This is a genomic window from Pseudomonas sp. GW822-FHT02D10 (assembly GCF_058802345.1).
In genome coordinates, this window is the sequence record NZ_JBXAOB010000003.1 from 314,980 (window position 1) to 329,572 (window position 14,593).

A 14,593-nucleotide genomic window follows, 5' to 3' on the forward strand; every position below is an offset into this window, starting at 1 on the left:
ATTTTCGTGACCCTTCCAGCCGAAAGAACGGTGCAAACACCTGTTCATAACTGTCAGCCGTAATCCCCGGCCCGCGGTCGAGTATCCGAACGATCACCTGTTCATCCTCTTGGCACAGTTCAATCGCCGGTTCACTGGCGTACTTGATCGCGTTGTCCAGCAAGTTGGTGATCACCCGTTTCAGCCCCAGCGGGCGGCCGAAGTAGACCAGTCGGGGTGGGCCGCTGAAGGTGATGTCGATGGACTGGTCGCGGTAGTCGTCGATCAGGGTTTGCAGCAGTTCGGCCAGGTCGAACTGGGTTGCCTGTTCCAGGCGAGCGTCGTCGCGGAAGAATTCCAGGGCGGAGTTGATCATCGCCTGCATTTCGTCGACGTCGCGAAACAGTCGTTGTTGCTGTTCGGGGTCTTCGATGAATTCACCGCGCAGGCGCATGCGGGTCAGCGGGGTGCGCAAGTCGTGGGAGATGGCGGCGAGCATCTGCGTGCGGTCTTTGATGAAGTGCTGCAACTGGGCCTGCATGGCATTGAACGCGAGGATCGCCTGACGAATTTCATACAGGAAATACGGGACAGACCACGATTATGGGTGTGAGAAAACGTAGTCTGTCACCGTTTTTTTGTGGCCGGGGAGCGCGGGCAATGACTTACAGAGCCTCTCCATACAACAAGGCGATTTCGTATCCATCCATTCCGAGATTGCCCTGGTGAATGGCCGCACTACCGTCGGTATTGGGAATCCTGTGCTGCAAAATCCGGAAATATGCCGCGTTGCGCACACCGTTCAAGTGCCCACCATTACTGGCGTAGTAAGGGAAGGTTTCCGGATGCAAGGTCCAACCGGCTGCTCTTGCATAGGCTAAGGCAAGTTGCTGACCAGCGTTGCTTGCATAAACGTTGAAGCCCTCATTGCGCAAGACTTCCGCGGCCAGTGTGGTGGGCAGCAACGTATAGTGGGTATACGAAAGGCCGTTGACCCCTTTATCGGGTCCGCCACACCAATCTGTTGTGTTGCTCCGGCAGATTTCAGCCGCCATTGATCCATCTGACGACACCTGACTAAGCATCAGGGCGCTCCAGCGATTCATTGCCTTCTCCATGAGGCGGCGGTCATTGAGATAGGCGGCACTGCTGGCTTCAAGCAGCACACCCCAGTTGCCAAAGTTATTTGATCGCGATGCGACCGAAAGGGGCAGCACTCGTTCGCGCAGGAAGCTCTTGAACGTAGCGTCATGCCACTGACTGTCAGCACGAAGCATCACCGCAGCCAACACATACTTGGGAAACGTGAAGTTGAAATCGGCGGTACCTTGCCCACGGTCGATGTGTTGCACACCAGCCGCCCACGCATCGAGTATGCGCTCACCGGTTTTCGCGTATTGCCGATCGCCGCTCAGCGCAAAACACAGCGCCTCTTGATAGGCGACGAGGCCGTCGTCTCCCAGTGACTTGGCGATGCGTTGCTCGCCTGCACGGTCGACATAATGTGGCGGCGGTGTGAAATCAGCGACTGGATGCGGGGTGTAGTCGAGGTTCCGATCGCACGTCGCACGAAGTGCGGACCACCGCCCTGGTGATGCGCGTAGCGAATCGACCAGTTCCGCACTTGGCCAGGCTGCCTGCTGGCTGGGCGCTACGACCTTGGAAGACGCCGCATGTTGAGCTTCCTGGGCAGTGCAGCCCGTACAGATCTGGATCCAGAGAACGGTGGCAGCCAGGTTTCGAACCCAGGTGGGAAGCCGGTTTGGCACGATTTTACGAAGAATCATACAGTGGGCATCCGTTCGCGTTTATCAACGCATGGAAGGTTTCCAGGTGTGCCTCGGCCAGGCCCCAAGGGAACGCTGAGCCGTTGGCCGAGGCAGTCGTAGTCGGCGTGACTCTAAAAGCGACTCAGTGTTTGTGCCTGCATCTTCACGCCAGGTGTGCCGAGCCTGGTATAGACCGGCATGGACCAGACGGCGCTCTGTCCCTTGCCGCATGAGCCATAGCCACACTCGTTCCAGATATAGAAACTGGCTATCCGATCAGCAGCATCGTACAGCGTGGACACCTGGACCGGATCGCCACCTCCGGAGGGCTTCAAGGTGAACTTCCATTCCCACAGAGTGCGCACATAGGGAACTGAAACCGGCGGGCCAGAACCGATGAAGACGTACACGCCTGGCGGAAACGTTATCTGTCTCCCCCTTTCGATCGTGAGCACGTACTCTTTGCCCGTCACCCACGGATACACGTGACTGCGCTCCAAATCGGCAGCGTTCTGCATCAGGCGGAGATCCGCAGCAGGGTCTTCCTCCCGATAGTCGGTCGCGCCACCGCCGCGGCTCACCAGTCCGCCCCAATTCATTTGATAGCGGCCGTTCACCAACTGGGGGCCACCGTGTGCCCAGGTCTTATTCGGGAAATTGACTTGAATTGCAAAGAAGTTCAGCCCCTCACCGACGGCTGTCGTCACGCGTACCTGTGACGACACCTTGATGATGTCGTTGGGCGTCTTCGGGAATGCAGCATGGGAATGGGGATCACCTGCCTCAGGTCCGATCACGAAGCTGGGTGGCGACGATGCGCCAAGTGCCGACCGGGTTGTAGGCGCGCAACCGGATGTTTGCAGGGCCCCACAAAAGATGGCGAGCGCCAGGAGGACCTTGGTTTGCATAAGGGCTTTCACTATTGATCCTTAGGCCAGATGATTCGGCGCCTTGGTTGGCACTTGCTGTTGGATTGCCCAAAGTTCACTTGGTTCTGTACGAAAAAACCTTTCAGGAACAGCACGTCTGTCCCCGCATAAATCCTCTCTACCCCACCTGCACCGGCAACACCACCCGCGCCTCCAACCCTCCCCCTGTCCGATTGCGCACGGTCAGCGTGCCGCCGTGTTCCAACACAATCGCCCGCGCCGCCGACAACCCCAGCCCCACGCCCCCCGTGCTCTTATTCCGCGACCCTTCCAGCCGAAAGAACGGTGCAAACACCTGTTCATAACTGTCAGCCGGAATCCCCGGCCCGCGGTCGAGTATCCGAACGATCACCTGTTCATCCTCTTGGCACAGTTCAATCGCCGGTTCACTGGCGTACTTGATCGCGTTATCCAGCAAATTGGTGATCACCCGTTTCAACCCCAGCGGGCGGCCGAAGTAGACCAGCCGGGGTGGGCCGCTGAAGGTGATGTCGATGGACTGGTCGCGGTAGTCGTCGATCAGGGTTTGCAGCAGTTCAGCCAGGTCGAACTGAGTTGCCTGTTCCAGGCGGGCGTCGTCGCGGAAGAATTCCAGGGCGGAGTTGATCATGGCCTGCATTTCGTCGACGTCGCGAAACAGCCGTTGTTGCTGCTCGGGGTCTTCGATGAATTCGCCGCGCAAGCGCATTCGGGTCAGGGGGGTGCGCAGGTCGTGGGAGATGGCAGCAAGCATCTGCGTGCGGTCTTTGATGAAGTGCTGCAACTGGGCCTGCATCGCATTGAACGCGAGGATCGCCTGACGGATTTCATGCGGGCCGACCGGGTCGATGGGCGGGGCGCGAAAGTCGACGCCAAAGCGTCGGGCGCCTAGGGCGAATTGCTGCAAGGGTTTGGCCAGACGCCGGGTGGCGATCAGCGCCACGACGCTGGTCGACAGCAGCACCAGCAGAATCACGATCAGGGTTCGCGGCCCTTCCGCCAGCCCCCAGCTGCGGGACGGCACGCTGAACATCAGCCAGGACTCATCCGCCAGTTGCACCAGCAAAGCGTAGTGACCGTTCTTCTGTGGCCAGTCGCCGGGTTGATAGGCTTCGACCCGGCGGGTCGGCGTGTTGAACAGACGCTGGGCTTCAGGTGAGGCCGTGCGGTAAGCCGCTTCGGGAGTATCCGGCAAGTCGAGGCCTTGACGGGTGGCATGCCAACTCACGCTAAAAGCGTCATTGCTGGCGGCCTCGACAAGGTGTTCGCGCTGAGATGCTTGCGAGGCTTCGATCATCCGGGTAATGGACGCGGTTTTTTCCAACAGGCCAGTCTCGGCCAACGGTGGATAAGCCCAGACGCCGGCCAACTGAATAAACAGCGCGTTGAACGCCAGCGACGTGAGCATCGCGATGAGGGTGGTCAGGGCGATCCAGCGGGCCACGGTGTCACGCGGGCGCAGACGCAAAGCGGCCATGAGTTTTTTCACTGGCGGGTCACGCTGGGGGTGAACAGATACCCGCCGTTGCGCACGGTACGAATCATCTCGGGGCGCTTGGTGTCGTACTCCAGTTTGCGCCGCAAGCGGCTGACCTGAACGTCGATGCTGCGATCGAACGCCTCATGCGTGCGGCCCCGAGCCAGGTCCAGCAACTGCTCCCGAGTGAGAATGCGCTGTGGATGTTCGACAAACACCAGCAGCAAGTCGAACTCCCCGGCCGACAGCGGGATCATCACCTGATCCGGTGAGCGCAGTTCCCGACGGGTGAGGTCCAGTTGCCAGTCGGCGAATTTGATCAGCGGGCGTGGCGCTTCCCCGGTCAGCGGGAGGCTTTCCCCCGCCCGGCGCAACACCGCGCGCACCCGGGCCAGCAGCTCCCGGGCGTCGAACGGTTTGCTCAGGTAGTCATCGGCGCCCATCTCCAGCCCGACCACCCGATCACTCAACTCACCCATGGCGGTCAACATGATCACCGGCGTCGGGTATTGCTGGCGCAGGCGCTGGCACAGCGTCAACCCGTTCTCGCCCGGCAGCATCAGGTCGAGAATGATCAGATCCGGCGCCTGGCGCTCAATCGCCGCCCACATCGCAACGCCATCGGTGGCAACTTCCACCGCATAGCCTTGTTGCACAAAAAACTTCTTCAGCAGCGCGAGGACCTCAAGGTCGTCGTCCACGATCAAAAGACTGCTCACCAGCGGGCATCACTTATGGCCTGAAAGAACCCACATCTAAAACCATTCGGCGCAGCCCGTCATATATTTCAATCGGGTAACAAAGCGACATCGCGGTAAAAAAGCAGACATCTTTGCGCAAGACCCGAATGTCAGCATCTGGCACCTATTCCCGAAGACTGTTTGCTCTTGCCCTTGCTCACGCGTACACCGCTGCCAGGAAGCCCCGACCGATGATCTCTGAAAACCAGCCCCTGATCCTGCAACAACGCGTGGTGAAACACGCCAACGCCAACCTGCACTGCCGCGAAGTCAGCCTGCGGCTGTCGAGTGACCAGCGCGAGATGATCCTCACCCGCTACACCGAACATTACAGCCCCGACGGCCTGCAATGGGTCGAACGCAGCCACCGCGTGCCGGTGAGCGACCTGTTGCGCTGGGTGATTGAACATGGTGAGGCGCAGACTTTGGTGCAGGGCGCTTCGGCATCGGCTTGAGCCCTGCCATTCCTTGCTCAATCGAAACACCGCGCACGACTCACTCGCGCCCGTCTACAACGGCGAAAGGAGTCCAATTTGCTCCACACGTAACAAAAATCACCACGAAGTCACCCGATAACGAGCCACAATTGCCTAACCCTCATGAATCTCAAAAGGTCGTCAACCGCCCATGTTCGCGCACATAGACCTCAACCACCTCCTCGCGACCTACGGCTACTGGGCGGTTTTCCTTGGCTGTGTCATGGAAGGCGAAACCATCCTGATATTGGGCGGCATGGCGGCGCATCAGCATTTGCTGAAGCTCTGGCCGGTGATTGCCTGGGCCAGCGCGGGCGGAATGTTGGGGGATCAATTGCTGTTCTGGAGCGGTCGTTATTTCGGCGCGCGACTCTTGCCTCGTCTCAAGCGCCAGCAAGCGCAGATCAAGCGAGTCTCCGGATTGATCGATCGTTACCCGTCGACATCGGTTTTTTCGGTACGTTTTCTGTATGGCATGCGGTTGGTGGGCCCGATGGTGATCGGTGCCAGTGGTCTGTCACCGTTGCGTTTTTCACTGCTGAACATGTTCGGCGCAATGGTCTGGGCCACGCTGTTCGTCACCGGTGGTTATTGGGCTGGCGAAGCACTTCAGCAATTGTTCGGCAACCTCAAGCCTTACCGGCTGCCGATTGCCCTGGGTGTTGTGGTGGTCGTTGCAGTGGTGGCGGTGATCCTGCACCTGAGGAACAAGCGTAAGTTCCAGCAGTAAATCAGGCCCCTTCGTACCTGGCGACGGACAAAAAACCGTAGGAGCCTGGCTTGCCAGCGATGGCACCCGTGAGACTGCCATCGCTGGCAAGCCAAGCTCCTACGAGAGGGGTCGGTACATCTCAAACGGATCAATCAGCTCTCACCACCCGCCCTACCCCCCGCACAATCATCTCCACCTCCCGCTCATCAATGGTCAGCGGTGGTAGCAAGCGGATGGTCTTGCCCCGTGTCACGTTGATCAGCAACCCGTGATCCCGCGCGGCGATCAGGGTCAGGTCGCGAATGGGCTGAGCCAGTTCGATGCCGATCATCAAGCCTTGGCCACGGATCGCCAGCACCTGCGGTTCGCCATCGAGTTCGGCGTGCAAGCGTGCAAGCAAGCGTTCGCCCTGGCGTTTGGCGTTTTCCAGCAAGCCTTGCTCTTCGATGATCTCCAACACTGTGCAACCCACCCGACATGCCAGCGGGTTTCCGCCAAACGTGCTGCCGTGGCTGCCGGGGGTGAAGAGTTCGGCGGCTTTGCCTCGGGCCAGGCAGGCGCCGATCGGGACGCCGTTGCCCAGACCTTTGGCCAGTGTCATGACGTCCGGCACGATACCTTCGTGCTGGAAAGCGAACCATTGCCCGGTGCGGCCGATACCGGTCTGGATCTCGTCGAGCATCAGCAGCCAGTTGCGCCGATTGCACAATTCGCGCAGGGCTTTCAGGTAGCCGGGTGGCGCGAGTTGCACGCCGCTTTCGCCCTGAATCGGCTCCATCAGAACGGCCACGATGCGCTGGCCGTAGGTCCGATGGGCCTTATCCAGCGCGGCGAGATCGCCGAACGGGACTTTGATGAAGTCCCCCGGTAATCTTTGGAATCCCAAACGTACCGCAGGGCCATCGCTGGCCGACAAGGTGCCAAGCGTGCGGCCATGAAAGGCGTTTTCCATCACCACCACTAACGGCTGCTCGACGCCTTTATGCCAACCGTACAGCCGCGCCAGCTTCAACGCGGTCTCATTGGCTTCGGCACCAGAATTGTTGAAAAACACCCGGTCAAGACCGGACAGCTGTGTCAGTTTTTCCGCCAGCCGTTGCTGCCAGTCGATGCTGTACAGGTTGGATGTATGCAGCAACAGGCCGGCCTGTTCGCTGATAGCGCTGACCACCCTCGGGTGCGAGTGGCCGACGTTGGTCACCGCCACGCCCGCCACCGCATCCAGATACTCGCGACCGGCCTGATCCCACAGGCGTGTGCCCAGCCCTTTGGTAAAGCTCAAGGCCAGGGGTTGATAAGTGGTCATCAGGCAGGCGGTGGTCATGACATCAAGCTCCATCATCAGTCGGTGTTTTTGCAGTATCGTTAACCACCTGAGCTGGATAAACGCCTGAATACTTCAATCATTTTAAAGATGAGCTTGATAATGGACTTACTGCTGGCGATGTCGGTTTACGTGAAAGTGGTCGAGGCTGGCAGCATGACCGCCGCCGCCCTGGAGTGCGAAATGTCGACCACCATGGTCGGCAATCACCTGCGAGCGCTGGAGCAACGCCTGGGCGTCAGCTTGCTGCACCGTACGACGCGGCGTCAGCGCTTGACCGAATTTGGCTCGACCTACTATCAACGCTGTCTTGAGGTGCTGGGACTGGTGGCCGACTCCGAGCGGCTGGCCGAACAAACCCAGGGCGAACCCAGCGGTACGCTGCGGATCACCGCCCCGCTGACCTTTGGCACAGAACGCCTGGCGCCGGCCTTGAGCGAATTCGTCCTGCGCTGCCCGCAGGTCAAACTGGACCTGGTGTTGAGCAATCAACGCCTTGATCTGCTGGACAACGGCTTTGATGTCGCGATTCGCCTGGGTAACACCGAACCGTCCAACCTGATCGCCCGACCGCTGGAGGATTACACCCTGACGATGTGTGCCTCGCCGGCGTATCTGGCACGCCGTGGCACACCGCAAAAGCCGGAGGAGCTGGCCGATCACGATTGCCTGGCCTTCGCCTACCCGGCGGGCGATGAATGGCGTTCGGTGGAAAAACAGTGGCGCCTGAGTGGACCCGACGGGGAGATCGTCGTTGCTGTGAGCGGGCCGATGCTGATCAACAGTTCATCAGGCATGCACCAGGCGGCGCGCACCGGAATGGGCGTGGTGATGCTGCCGGATGCACTGGTGGATCAAGACCTTCGGGAAGGGAAGCTGGTGGCACTGATGCAGGACTATCAACTGCCCCGCCGCCCGATGAATCTGATCTACGCGCAGGACCGATACCGGCTGCCAAAGCTGCGAAGCTTTGTCGAGTTTGCGCTAGAGAAGTGGGGCAAGCACCTCGATGTCCAGGCAACCTGATACCCACTCCCGTTAGAGCCCGCTTTTCACCAATACCGGCTGTTCCTGATAGCGCTGCGGATAGAGCTGTTTGAGCTGCGCTACTTTCGGCAGATCGTTGATCACGATGTAGGGATACGTTGGATGCTCCGTCAGGAAGTTCTGATGGTAGGCCTCTGCCGGGTAGAAGCCGTTGTAGGTTTCGAGTTTGGTCACGATCGGTTTGTTGAAGGCATGCGCGGCATCCAACTGTGCGATGTAGGCCTGAGCGACTTTCTGTTGTTCGGCACTTTCCACAAAGATCGCCGAGCGGTATTGGGTGCCGGTGTCGGGCCCTTGGCGGTTGAGTTCGGTGGGGTTGTGAGCCACCGAGAAGTAGATTTGCAGCAAGGTACCGTAGCTCACCTGAGCAGGGTCGAACGTGACTTCGACGGATTCAGCATGGCCAGTATCGCCATCGCTGACGCGCTCGTATTGCGCGGTGTTTGCTGCGCCTCCGGCGTAACCGGATACCGCATTCTTGACGCCTTTGACATGCTGAAACACGCCTTGAACACCCCAGAAGCAGCCACCGGCGAACACCGCCGTTTCGCTATTGGCCTTGGGGGTTTCGTCGAGGGCTGGCGGCGCGATAGCGACCGCGTCCTCGGCAGCGCCGAATGAAAAGGCCAGACATTGACCTGCGACTGCGGCGACGGCCAGCCCGAGCAGGGTCTGGCGCCACGGGAAAAGGGTTTTCATGATGATGACTCCTGCATAAGTAGATTCACGGTGTGCTGGAGAAGATCGCAGCCTTCGGCAGCTCCTACGGGGCTGCAATTTCATCAACCAAAGGTAAACGCATACGCCGACACGCCCGGGTCAAGGAACTCGATGCTGAAGGTCCGATCTGCCACGTCGCCGGGTTGGCGCACCAACTGGTAGAGACGTTGTTCGGTCACACGGCCGCTGCCATCCGGTGCGACGTCGGTGCCGTGGGCATCGCCGGGGACTTTGCCGTCGATCATGACTTTGAAACGCACCGGTTTGCCGTCGGCGCCCGGCCCCAGCACCAGGTGCAGGTCACGGGCATGGAAGCGGTAAACGATGCGACTGGCCGGGGCCGCCGACGTGGCACGTTCCGAACCGACGCTCCATTGACCGTCCAGCGTCCAGTCATTCAGCGCCAACGTCGAGGGCGCGCTGTACGCGGCAACCTTGTCCGGCGCGAGGCTCGCCTCAGGTACAAAATGCTCCGAACGCTGGTAGCCGACGTAGGTTTCCGGCGAACGGACTTCGTTCATGTCTGACGCCCGTTGCACGCCTTGAGCGCTGGCGTCGATCAGACCATCGGCAACTTTCGCCGCGCCGGCTTCGCGTAACAGTTGCTGAATCACCCGCTCCGATTCGGCGTAGTTGCCCTCACCAAAATGGTGATAGCGAATGCGGCCCTGAGCGTCGGCAAAATAGTGCGCCGGCCAGTATTCATTGTTGAAAGCGCGCCAGATCCTGTAGTCGTTGTCGATGGCCACCGGATACGTAATGCCCAGGTCCTTCATGGCCTTGGTCACATTGCCCACATCCCGTTCGAAGGCGAACTCCGGCGCATGCACGCCAATCACCACCAGGCCCTGATCGCGATACTTCTCGGCCCAGGCTTTGACATACGGCAAGGTGCGCAAGCAGTTGATGCAGGAGTAGGTCCAAAAATCCACCAACACCACTTTGCCCTTCAACGCTTGAGCACTGAGCGGCGGCGAGTTGAGCCACTGCACCGCGCCGTCCAGCGACGGCAGATTGCCTTCGACGGGCAGCGTCGCGGATTCTTTGGCGGCCATTTTCATCGCACCGCCGGCGGCCATCATGCTGGAGCCCGGCTGATCAAGCGATGGAACCTGCGCCATCATTGCCCCGCTATGGGTTGACGATTTGGCCGCCAGTCGACCGACCAACGCTTGCTCAAGCCCACCGGTAGACGCAGTCGACACCCGCGCCAGAATCCCGGTATCCAGCCCCAACGCGATGGCCGCCACACCCGCCAGCATCGCGGCCCCCAAGCCACGGCGCAGCCACTCACCGGCGCCGATCGAACGTTTCATCGCCGCGAAGACTCTACCGCCCAGCAGCAAGGCGACCGCGAGGGAAGTGGCGGCGCCCAGCGCGTAGGCCAGCAACAGCAAGGTGGTGCCGATGCTTGCCCCTTGCAACGCAGCGCCGGTCAGCACCAGCCCGAGGATCGGCCCGGCGCACGGTGCCCACAGCAGGCCGGTGGCGACGCCGATCAGCAACGAAGCGCCCGGACGCGGTCGGGCATCGGCGCCCGCCACTTCCGACAGCCGACTGCCGGCCGCCACCAGTGGCCGCGTCAGCCGTTCGGCGAGTTGTGGCAGCAGCAGCGTCAGCCCGAACAGTGCTACGAACAGCAACGCGAGCCAGCGACCGTACTGATTGAGTTGCACCACCCAACCGCCGCCCACCGCCGCCAACGAGGCGACGAGCGCGAAGGTCAGCGCCATCCCCGCCAACAGCGGCAAGCCACTCTTGATAAACGGCTGCCCGGTGCGAGCGAAGACAAAGGGCAGTACCGGCAGAATGCACGGGCTGAGAATCGTCAGCACACCACCGAGATAAGCGAGGACCAGAAGCCACATAACAAGGACCTGTATGAAGTGAAGGAAAAAACCTGCCCATGGTGTCAGGCCGATTGCGGCTTAAAGGTCATTGCCAGACCGTTCATGCAGTAGCGTAGACCGGTCGGTTTTGGCCCGTCGTTGAACACATGGCCCAAGTGCCCGCCGCAACGTCGACAATGAACCTCTTCGCGCAGCACGCCGAATGAGCGGTCCTCGCGGGTCGCGACTGCATGTTCCAAAGGCGCCCAGAAACTCGGCCAACCGGTACGGCTGTCGAATTTGGTGTTCGATGAGAACAGCGCCAGATCGCAGCCTGCGCAGGCAAAAATACCCTCGCGGTGTTCGTTGTTCAGTGCGCTGGAGTAGGCCCGTTCGGTGCCCTCCTTGCGCAGGATGTCGTACTGCTCGGCGCTGAGCAGCGCGTGCCATTCGGCATCGCTGTGAGTGACCTCGAAGGTCTCGGCGGCGCTCGCCTCGCCGATCAGCGCCGAGCGCACGGTCATTTTTGGCAATACACCGGCCACCAGCGCCGCAAGGCCCAGCCCGCCGCCCGTTAGAAGAATCTGTCGCCGTGAAAACATGGCCGTCTCCCTAAATTCGCCGTGGTTTACATGGAACACAGCCTAGGCTTGAGTTGATCGCCAAATCCTCACGTGGAGTTAAACAATTCGTGATAACTCGCCGAGGGAAAACCCCGCACAATACGTGCACTGCGCAACAGGATTAAGCCCAGATGGATCAACCCAAACGCGTCCTGGTGGTCGAGGACGACAAACACATCGCCGACCTGATTTGCCTGCACCTGCGCGACGAGCAGTTCGAGGTCGTGCACAGCGCCGATGGCAACGAAGGCTTGCGCCTGCTCGAACAAGGCAGTTGGGATGCACTGATTCTCGACCTGATGCTGCCAGGCGTCGACGGTCTGGAAATCTGCCGCCGCGCCCGCGCCATGGCCCGTTACACCCCGATCATCATCACCAGCGCCCGGTCGAGCGAAGTGCACCGCATCCTCGGCCTGGAGCTGGGGGCCGACGATTACCTGGCCAAACCGTTTTCGATGCTTGAACTGGTGGCACGGGTCAAGGCCCTGTTGCGGCGGGTCGACGCCATGGCCCGCAACCTGAGAATGGACGCTGGCAGCCTGACCAGCGACGGACTGTTCATCGACCCGATTACCCGCGACGTGTCGCTCGACGGCAAGCGCCTGGACCTCACCCCACGCGAGTTCGACCTGCTGTACTTTTTCGCCCGGCAGCCAGGCAAGGTCTTCTCGCGCATGGACCTGCTGAACGCCGTCTGGGGTTACAGCCACGAAGGCTACGAGCACACCGTCAACACCCACATCAATCGGCTGCGGGCCAAGATCGAAACCGATCCGGCACAGCCGGTGCGCATTCTCACGGTGTGGGGCCGTGGCTATAAATTCGCCCCGGCGCAGGAGCAGCCATGAGACTGACACTCACCCAGCGCCTGTCGGCGGTGTTCGCTCTGTTGCTGTTGGTGTGCAGCGGCACCTCGGTGTGGATGCAGGTGCGCTCCAACCACATGCATGAGCTGGAAGTGGTGCAAGGCTTGTCCCGGGATCTGGCGCAGCACATCGCCCACGACACCCAGTTGATGGACGCCAATGGCTTGAAACCCGATGCGCTGCGTGAGTTGTTCAGCCAGTTGATGCTGGTGAACCCGAGTGTCGAGGTCTATCTGCTCGACAGCAGCGGCCGGGTGGTCGGCAATGCGGCACCCGAAGGCCACCTGCGGCGCGAGCAGGTCGATCTGACGCCCGTGTGGCGCTTGCTCAACGGTGAGGCCCTGCCGATTCTCGGCGACGACCCGCGCAGCGTCGACGGGCGCAAGGTGTTCAGCGCTGCACCGCTCAAGGTCAACGGTCAGCAAGCCGGCTATCTCTACGTGGTGCTGCTCAGCGAAGAACACGACCGCTTCGCCGAACGCGGTGCCACCAGCGTGGCGCTGAACACCGCGCTGTGGTCGATCGGTATGGTCGCGTTACTGTGCCTGATTGCCGGTCTCACCGCGTTTACCCTGATCACCCGACCGCTGCGCCGTTTGACCGACACGGTGGCGCATTTCGACATCGACGGCGCCCCGGTCGCCCCGCCGTCGCCGGCGCCATCAGGCACACCGGACACCCTCACCAGCCACGACGAAATCGCCGTGCTCGATGCCGCGTTCCGGCAGATGCAAAACCGTCTGGGTGAACAATGGCGCTCCCTGACCCGTCAGGATCAGGAGCGTCGCGAGCTGGTCGCCAATATCTCCCACGACTTGCGCACACCGCTGGCATCGCTGCATGGCTACCTCGAAACCCTGTCACTGAAAGACGCCAGCCTGACCCCGGCCGAGCGCCGCCGCTACCTGGGCATCGCCCTCGACCAGAGCCGCAAGGTCGGCGGTCTGGCGCAGTCGTTGCTGGAGTTGGTGCGCCTGGAGCACGGCTTCGTCCAGCCGGTGCTTGAGCGCTTTTCACTGACTGATCTGGTGCAGGACATCTTTCAGAAATTCGAGCTGACCGCCGAAGCCCGGCAAGTGCAGCTCAAGGCGAGCTTCGCACCGAATGTATCGGCGGTATGCGCCGACCTTGGGTTGATCGAGCGCGTACTGACCAACCTGTTCGACAACGCCTTGCGTCACACACCCGGCGGCGGGGAGATTGATATAAGCCTCGCCCCCCAAGGCAAGTTCGTCGAGATCACCGTCAGCGACAGCGGCCCGGGCATCGCCGCAGAACTGCGCGAAGGCTTGTTCCTGCGTCCGTTCAACATTGGCGGTGCGCGCCGTGACGGCGGTTTGGGATTGCGCATCGTGCACCGGATTCTACAACTGCATGGCCGCGAAATTCGCTTGATTGATATGCCGGGCCAGGGCGCGACCTTCCGCTTTTCGTTACCGGTGGATGAGGAAACGGCGAGCGCGTTGGCGGTTCGTTCGATGAATTTGAACTCGCCCCAGCGATAATCCGCTAGCCTCCCTGACACCCCTACTCTAGCAAGGACGCTGACCATGTTTTACCAAACCACCCCGCCTCAACCGCGCGCAGGTATCCACTGATGCTCGATACCCTGCAAGGCACGCCGCTATGGGTTTACGGGGTTTTCCTGCTGATCTGTTATTACGGGCTCAGGGCCAGAACGCCCAGCCGGGAAAGCAAACTCTCCCTGCTGATCACACCGGGCATCCTGACGATCTGGTCGTTCTTCTCGCTGAACTACCACGAACACACCGAGTTGGCGCTGGGCAGTTGGGTGGCCGGCATCGCGTTGGGCAGTCTGACGGCGATTACGCTGTTCTCACGCCGCGGGGTGACGCTGGACAGCGACGGTAAAGGGTTGATCGTTCCCGGCACCTGGAAGATCCTCTGCATCTCGCTGCTGTTCTTTGCGGTGAAATACTTCATCGGCTATCAAGCCGCCGTTCACCCGGAACGCTCGGTCAGCGTGCAGATGCTGGCGCTCACCGGCACCGCCTCGGGGTTTACGGTCGGGCTCTTTTGCGGCCGGGCAATCACGCTGTACTGTGAGTTGATGGCGCTGCTGGCACTCAAAAACACTTCCGTCGCGTAAAGAAAAGCCCGCA

The 14,593-nt window shown here is 60.7% G+C and carries 14 protein-coding genes and 1 pseudogene; 6 read left to right on the top strand and 9 right to left on the bottom strand.

The window, feature by feature from the left end:
- Positions 1–4: 4 nt before the first annotated feature.
- From AC1RPZ_RS07070 to AC1RPZ_RS07090, 5 genes and pseudogenes are all read right to left on the bottom strand, one after another.
- A pseudogene (locus tag AC1RPZ_RS07070) lies at positions 5–556 on the bottom strand (sensor histidine kinase); the annotation flags it as partial.
- A gap of 88 nt (positions 557–644) precedes the next feature.
- Entirely contained in the window at positions 645–1,766 is a 1,122-nt protein-coding gene (locus tag AC1RPZ_RS07075; protein WP_493136173.1) for an alginate lyase family protein, read from the bottom strand.
- Positions 1,767–1,879: 113 nt separating this feature from the next.
- A complete protein-coding gene (locus AC1RPZ_RS07080; RefSeq protein WP_493136175.1) occupies positions 1,880–2,668 on the bottom strand; it encodes a hypothetical protein in 789 nt (262 codons plus the stop codon).
- 127 nt (positions 2,669–2,795) lie between these two features.
- Positions 2,796–4,133, bottom strand: a complete 1,338-nt coding sequence (locus AC1RPZ_RS07085; protein WP_493136177.1) for a sensor histidine kinase — start codon at positions 4,131–4,133, stop codon at positions 2,796–2,798.
- An 8-nt stretch (positions 4,134–4,141) separates the two neighbouring features.
- Complete coding sequence (locus AC1RPZ_RS07090; protein ID WP_493136179.1) at positions 4,142–4,852, bottom strand: response regulator; 711 nt, start codon at positions 4,850–4,852, stop codon at positions 4,142–4,144.
- Between the two features lie 212 nt (positions 4,853–5,064).
- Here AC1RPZ_RS07090 and AC1RPZ_RS07095 point away from each other — a divergent pair, with 212 nt between their 5' ends.
- On the top strand, positions 5,065–5,328 hold the full coding sequence (locus AC1RPZ_RS07095; protein WP_493136181.1) for a hypothetical protein: 264 nt from the start codon (positions 5,065–5,067) through the stop codon (positions 5,326–5,328).
- Between the two features lie 172 nt (positions 5,329–5,500).
- A complete protein-coding gene (locus AC1RPZ_RS07100) occupies positions 5,501–6,079 on the top strand; it encodes a DedA family protein (RefSeq protein WP_493136183.1) in 579 nt (192 codons plus the stop codon).
- A 130-nt stretch (positions 6,080–6,209) separates the two neighbouring features.
- On the opposite strand, the gene AC1RPZ_RS07105 is transcribed toward AC1RPZ_RS07100, so the two are convergent.
- Positions 6,210–7,385: an aspartate aminotransferase family protein gene (locus AC1RPZ_RS07105; RefSeq protein ID WP_493136185.1), complete on the bottom strand. Its 1,176-nt coding sequence runs from the start codon at positions 7,383–7,385 to the stop codon at positions 6,210–6,212.
- Positions 7,386–7,487: 102 nt separating this feature from the next.
- On the opposite strand from AC1RPZ_RS07105, the gene AC1RPZ_RS07110 reads away from it, so the two are divergent.
- Positions 7,488–8,411 (top strand): LysR family transcriptional regulator, encoded by a 924-nt coding sequence (locus AC1RPZ_RS07110; protein ID WP_493136187.1) that lies wholly within the window; start codon positions 7,488–7,490, stop codon positions 8,409–8,411.
- Positions 8,412–8,423: 12 nt separating this feature from the next.
- Here the strand turns inward: AC1RPZ_RS07110 and msrA are convergent, their stop codons facing one another.
- From msrA to msrB, 3 genes are all read right to left on the bottom strand, one after another.
- A complete protein-coding gene (gene msrA / locus AC1RPZ_RS07115; protein WP_493136189.1) occupies positions 8,424–9,131 on the bottom strand; it encodes a peptide-methionine (S)-S-oxide reductase MsrA in 708 nt (235 codons plus the stop codon).
- 83 nt (positions 9,132–9,214) lie between these two features.
- Complete coding sequence (locus AC1RPZ_RS07120; RefSeq protein WP_493136191.1) at positions 9,215–11,020, bottom strand: cytochrome c biogenesis protein DipZ; 1,806 nt, start codon at positions 11,018–11,020, stop codon at positions 9,215–9,217.
- A gap of 44 nt (positions 11,021–11,064) precedes the next feature.
- Positions 11,065–11,583, bottom strand: coding sequence for a peptide-methionine (R)-S-oxide reductase MsrB (gene msrB / locus AC1RPZ_RS07125; RefSeq protein ID WP_493136192.1), 519 nt, complete (start codon positions 11,581–11,583; stop codon positions 11,065–11,067).
- A 152-nt stretch (positions 11,584–11,735) separates the two neighbouring features.
- Between msrB and AC1RPZ_RS07130 the strand changes: the two genes are divergently transcribed.
- From AC1RPZ_RS07130 to AC1RPZ_RS07140, 3 genes are all read left to right on the top strand, one after another.
- The gene (locus AC1RPZ_RS07130) at positions 11,736–12,452 is read left to right on the top strand and encodes a response regulator transcription factor (RefSeq protein ID WP_493136194.1); all 717 of its coding nucleotides are present in this window, start codon (positions 11,736–11,738) and stop codon (positions 12,450–12,452) included.
- Positions 12,449–13,975 (top strand): sensor histidine kinase, encoded by a 1,527-nt coding sequence (locus AC1RPZ_RS07135; protein WP_493136196.1) that lies wholly within the window; start codon positions 12,449–12,451, stop codon positions 13,973–13,975. Before AC1RPZ_RS07130 ends, AC1RPZ_RS07135 begins: the two co-directional genes overlap by 4 nt.
- Before the next feature lie 92 nt (positions 13,976–14,067).
- Positions 14,068–14,580 carry a hypothetical protein gene (locus AC1RPZ_RS07140; RefSeq protein WP_493136198.1) on the top strand — a complete coding sequence of 171 codons (513 nt, stop codon included), beginning with the start codon at positions 14,068–14,070 and terminating at the stop codon, positions 14,578–14,580.
- Positions 14,581–14,593 lie beyond the last annotated feature (13 nt).

Bases quoted from the DNA above. Each gene is read 5' to 3' on its own strand.
- AC1RPZ_RS07075 (WP_493136173.1), bottom strand. From the start codon at position 1,766: ATGATTCTTCGTAAAATCGTGCCAAACCGGCTTCCCACCTGGGTTCGA.
- AC1RPZ_RS07085 (WP_493136177.1), bottom strand. From the start codon at position 4,133: ATGGCCGCTTTGCGTCTGCGCCCGCGTGACACCGTGGCCCGCTGGATC.
- AC1RPZ_RS07095 (WP_493136181.1), top strand. From the start codon at position 5,065: ATGATCTCTGAAAACCAGCCCCTGATCCTGCAACAACGCGTGGTGAAA.
- AC1RPZ_RS07100 (WP_493136183.1), top strand. From the start codon at position 5,501: ATGTTCGCGCACATAGACCTCAACCACCTCCTCGCGACCTACGGCTAC.
- AC1RPZ_RS07105 (WP_493136185.1), bottom strand. From the start codon at position 7,385: ATGACCACCGCCTGCCTGATGACCACTTATCAACCCCTGGCCTTGAGC.
- AC1RPZ_RS07110 (WP_493136187.1), top strand. From the start codon at position 7,488: ATGGACTTACTGCTGGCGATGTCGGTTTACGTGAAAGTGGTCGAGGCT.
- msrA (WP_493136189.1), bottom strand. From the start codon at position 9,131: ATGAAAACCCTTTTCCCGTGGCGCCAGACCCTGCTCGGGCTGGCCGTC.
- AC1RPZ_RS07120 (WP_493136191.1), bottom strand. From the start codon at position 11,020: ATGTGGCTTCTGGTCCTCGCTTATCTCGGTGGTGTGCTGACGATTCTC.
- msrB (WP_493136192.1), bottom strand. From the start codon at position 11,583: ATGTTTTCACGGCGACAGATTCTTCTAACGGGCGGCGGGCTGGGCCTT.
- AC1RPZ_RS07130 (WP_493136194.1), top strand. From the start codon at position 11,736: ATGGATCAACCCAAACGCGTCCTGGTGGTCGAGGACGACAAACACATC.
- AC1RPZ_RS07135 (WP_493136196.1), top strand. From the start codon at position 12,449: ATGAGACTGACACTCACCCAGCGCCTGTCGGCGGTGTTCGCTCTGTTG.
- AC1RPZ_RS07140 (WP_493136198.1), top strand. From the start codon at position 14,068: ATGCTCGATACCCTGCAAGGCACGCCGCTATGGGTTTACGGGGTTTTC.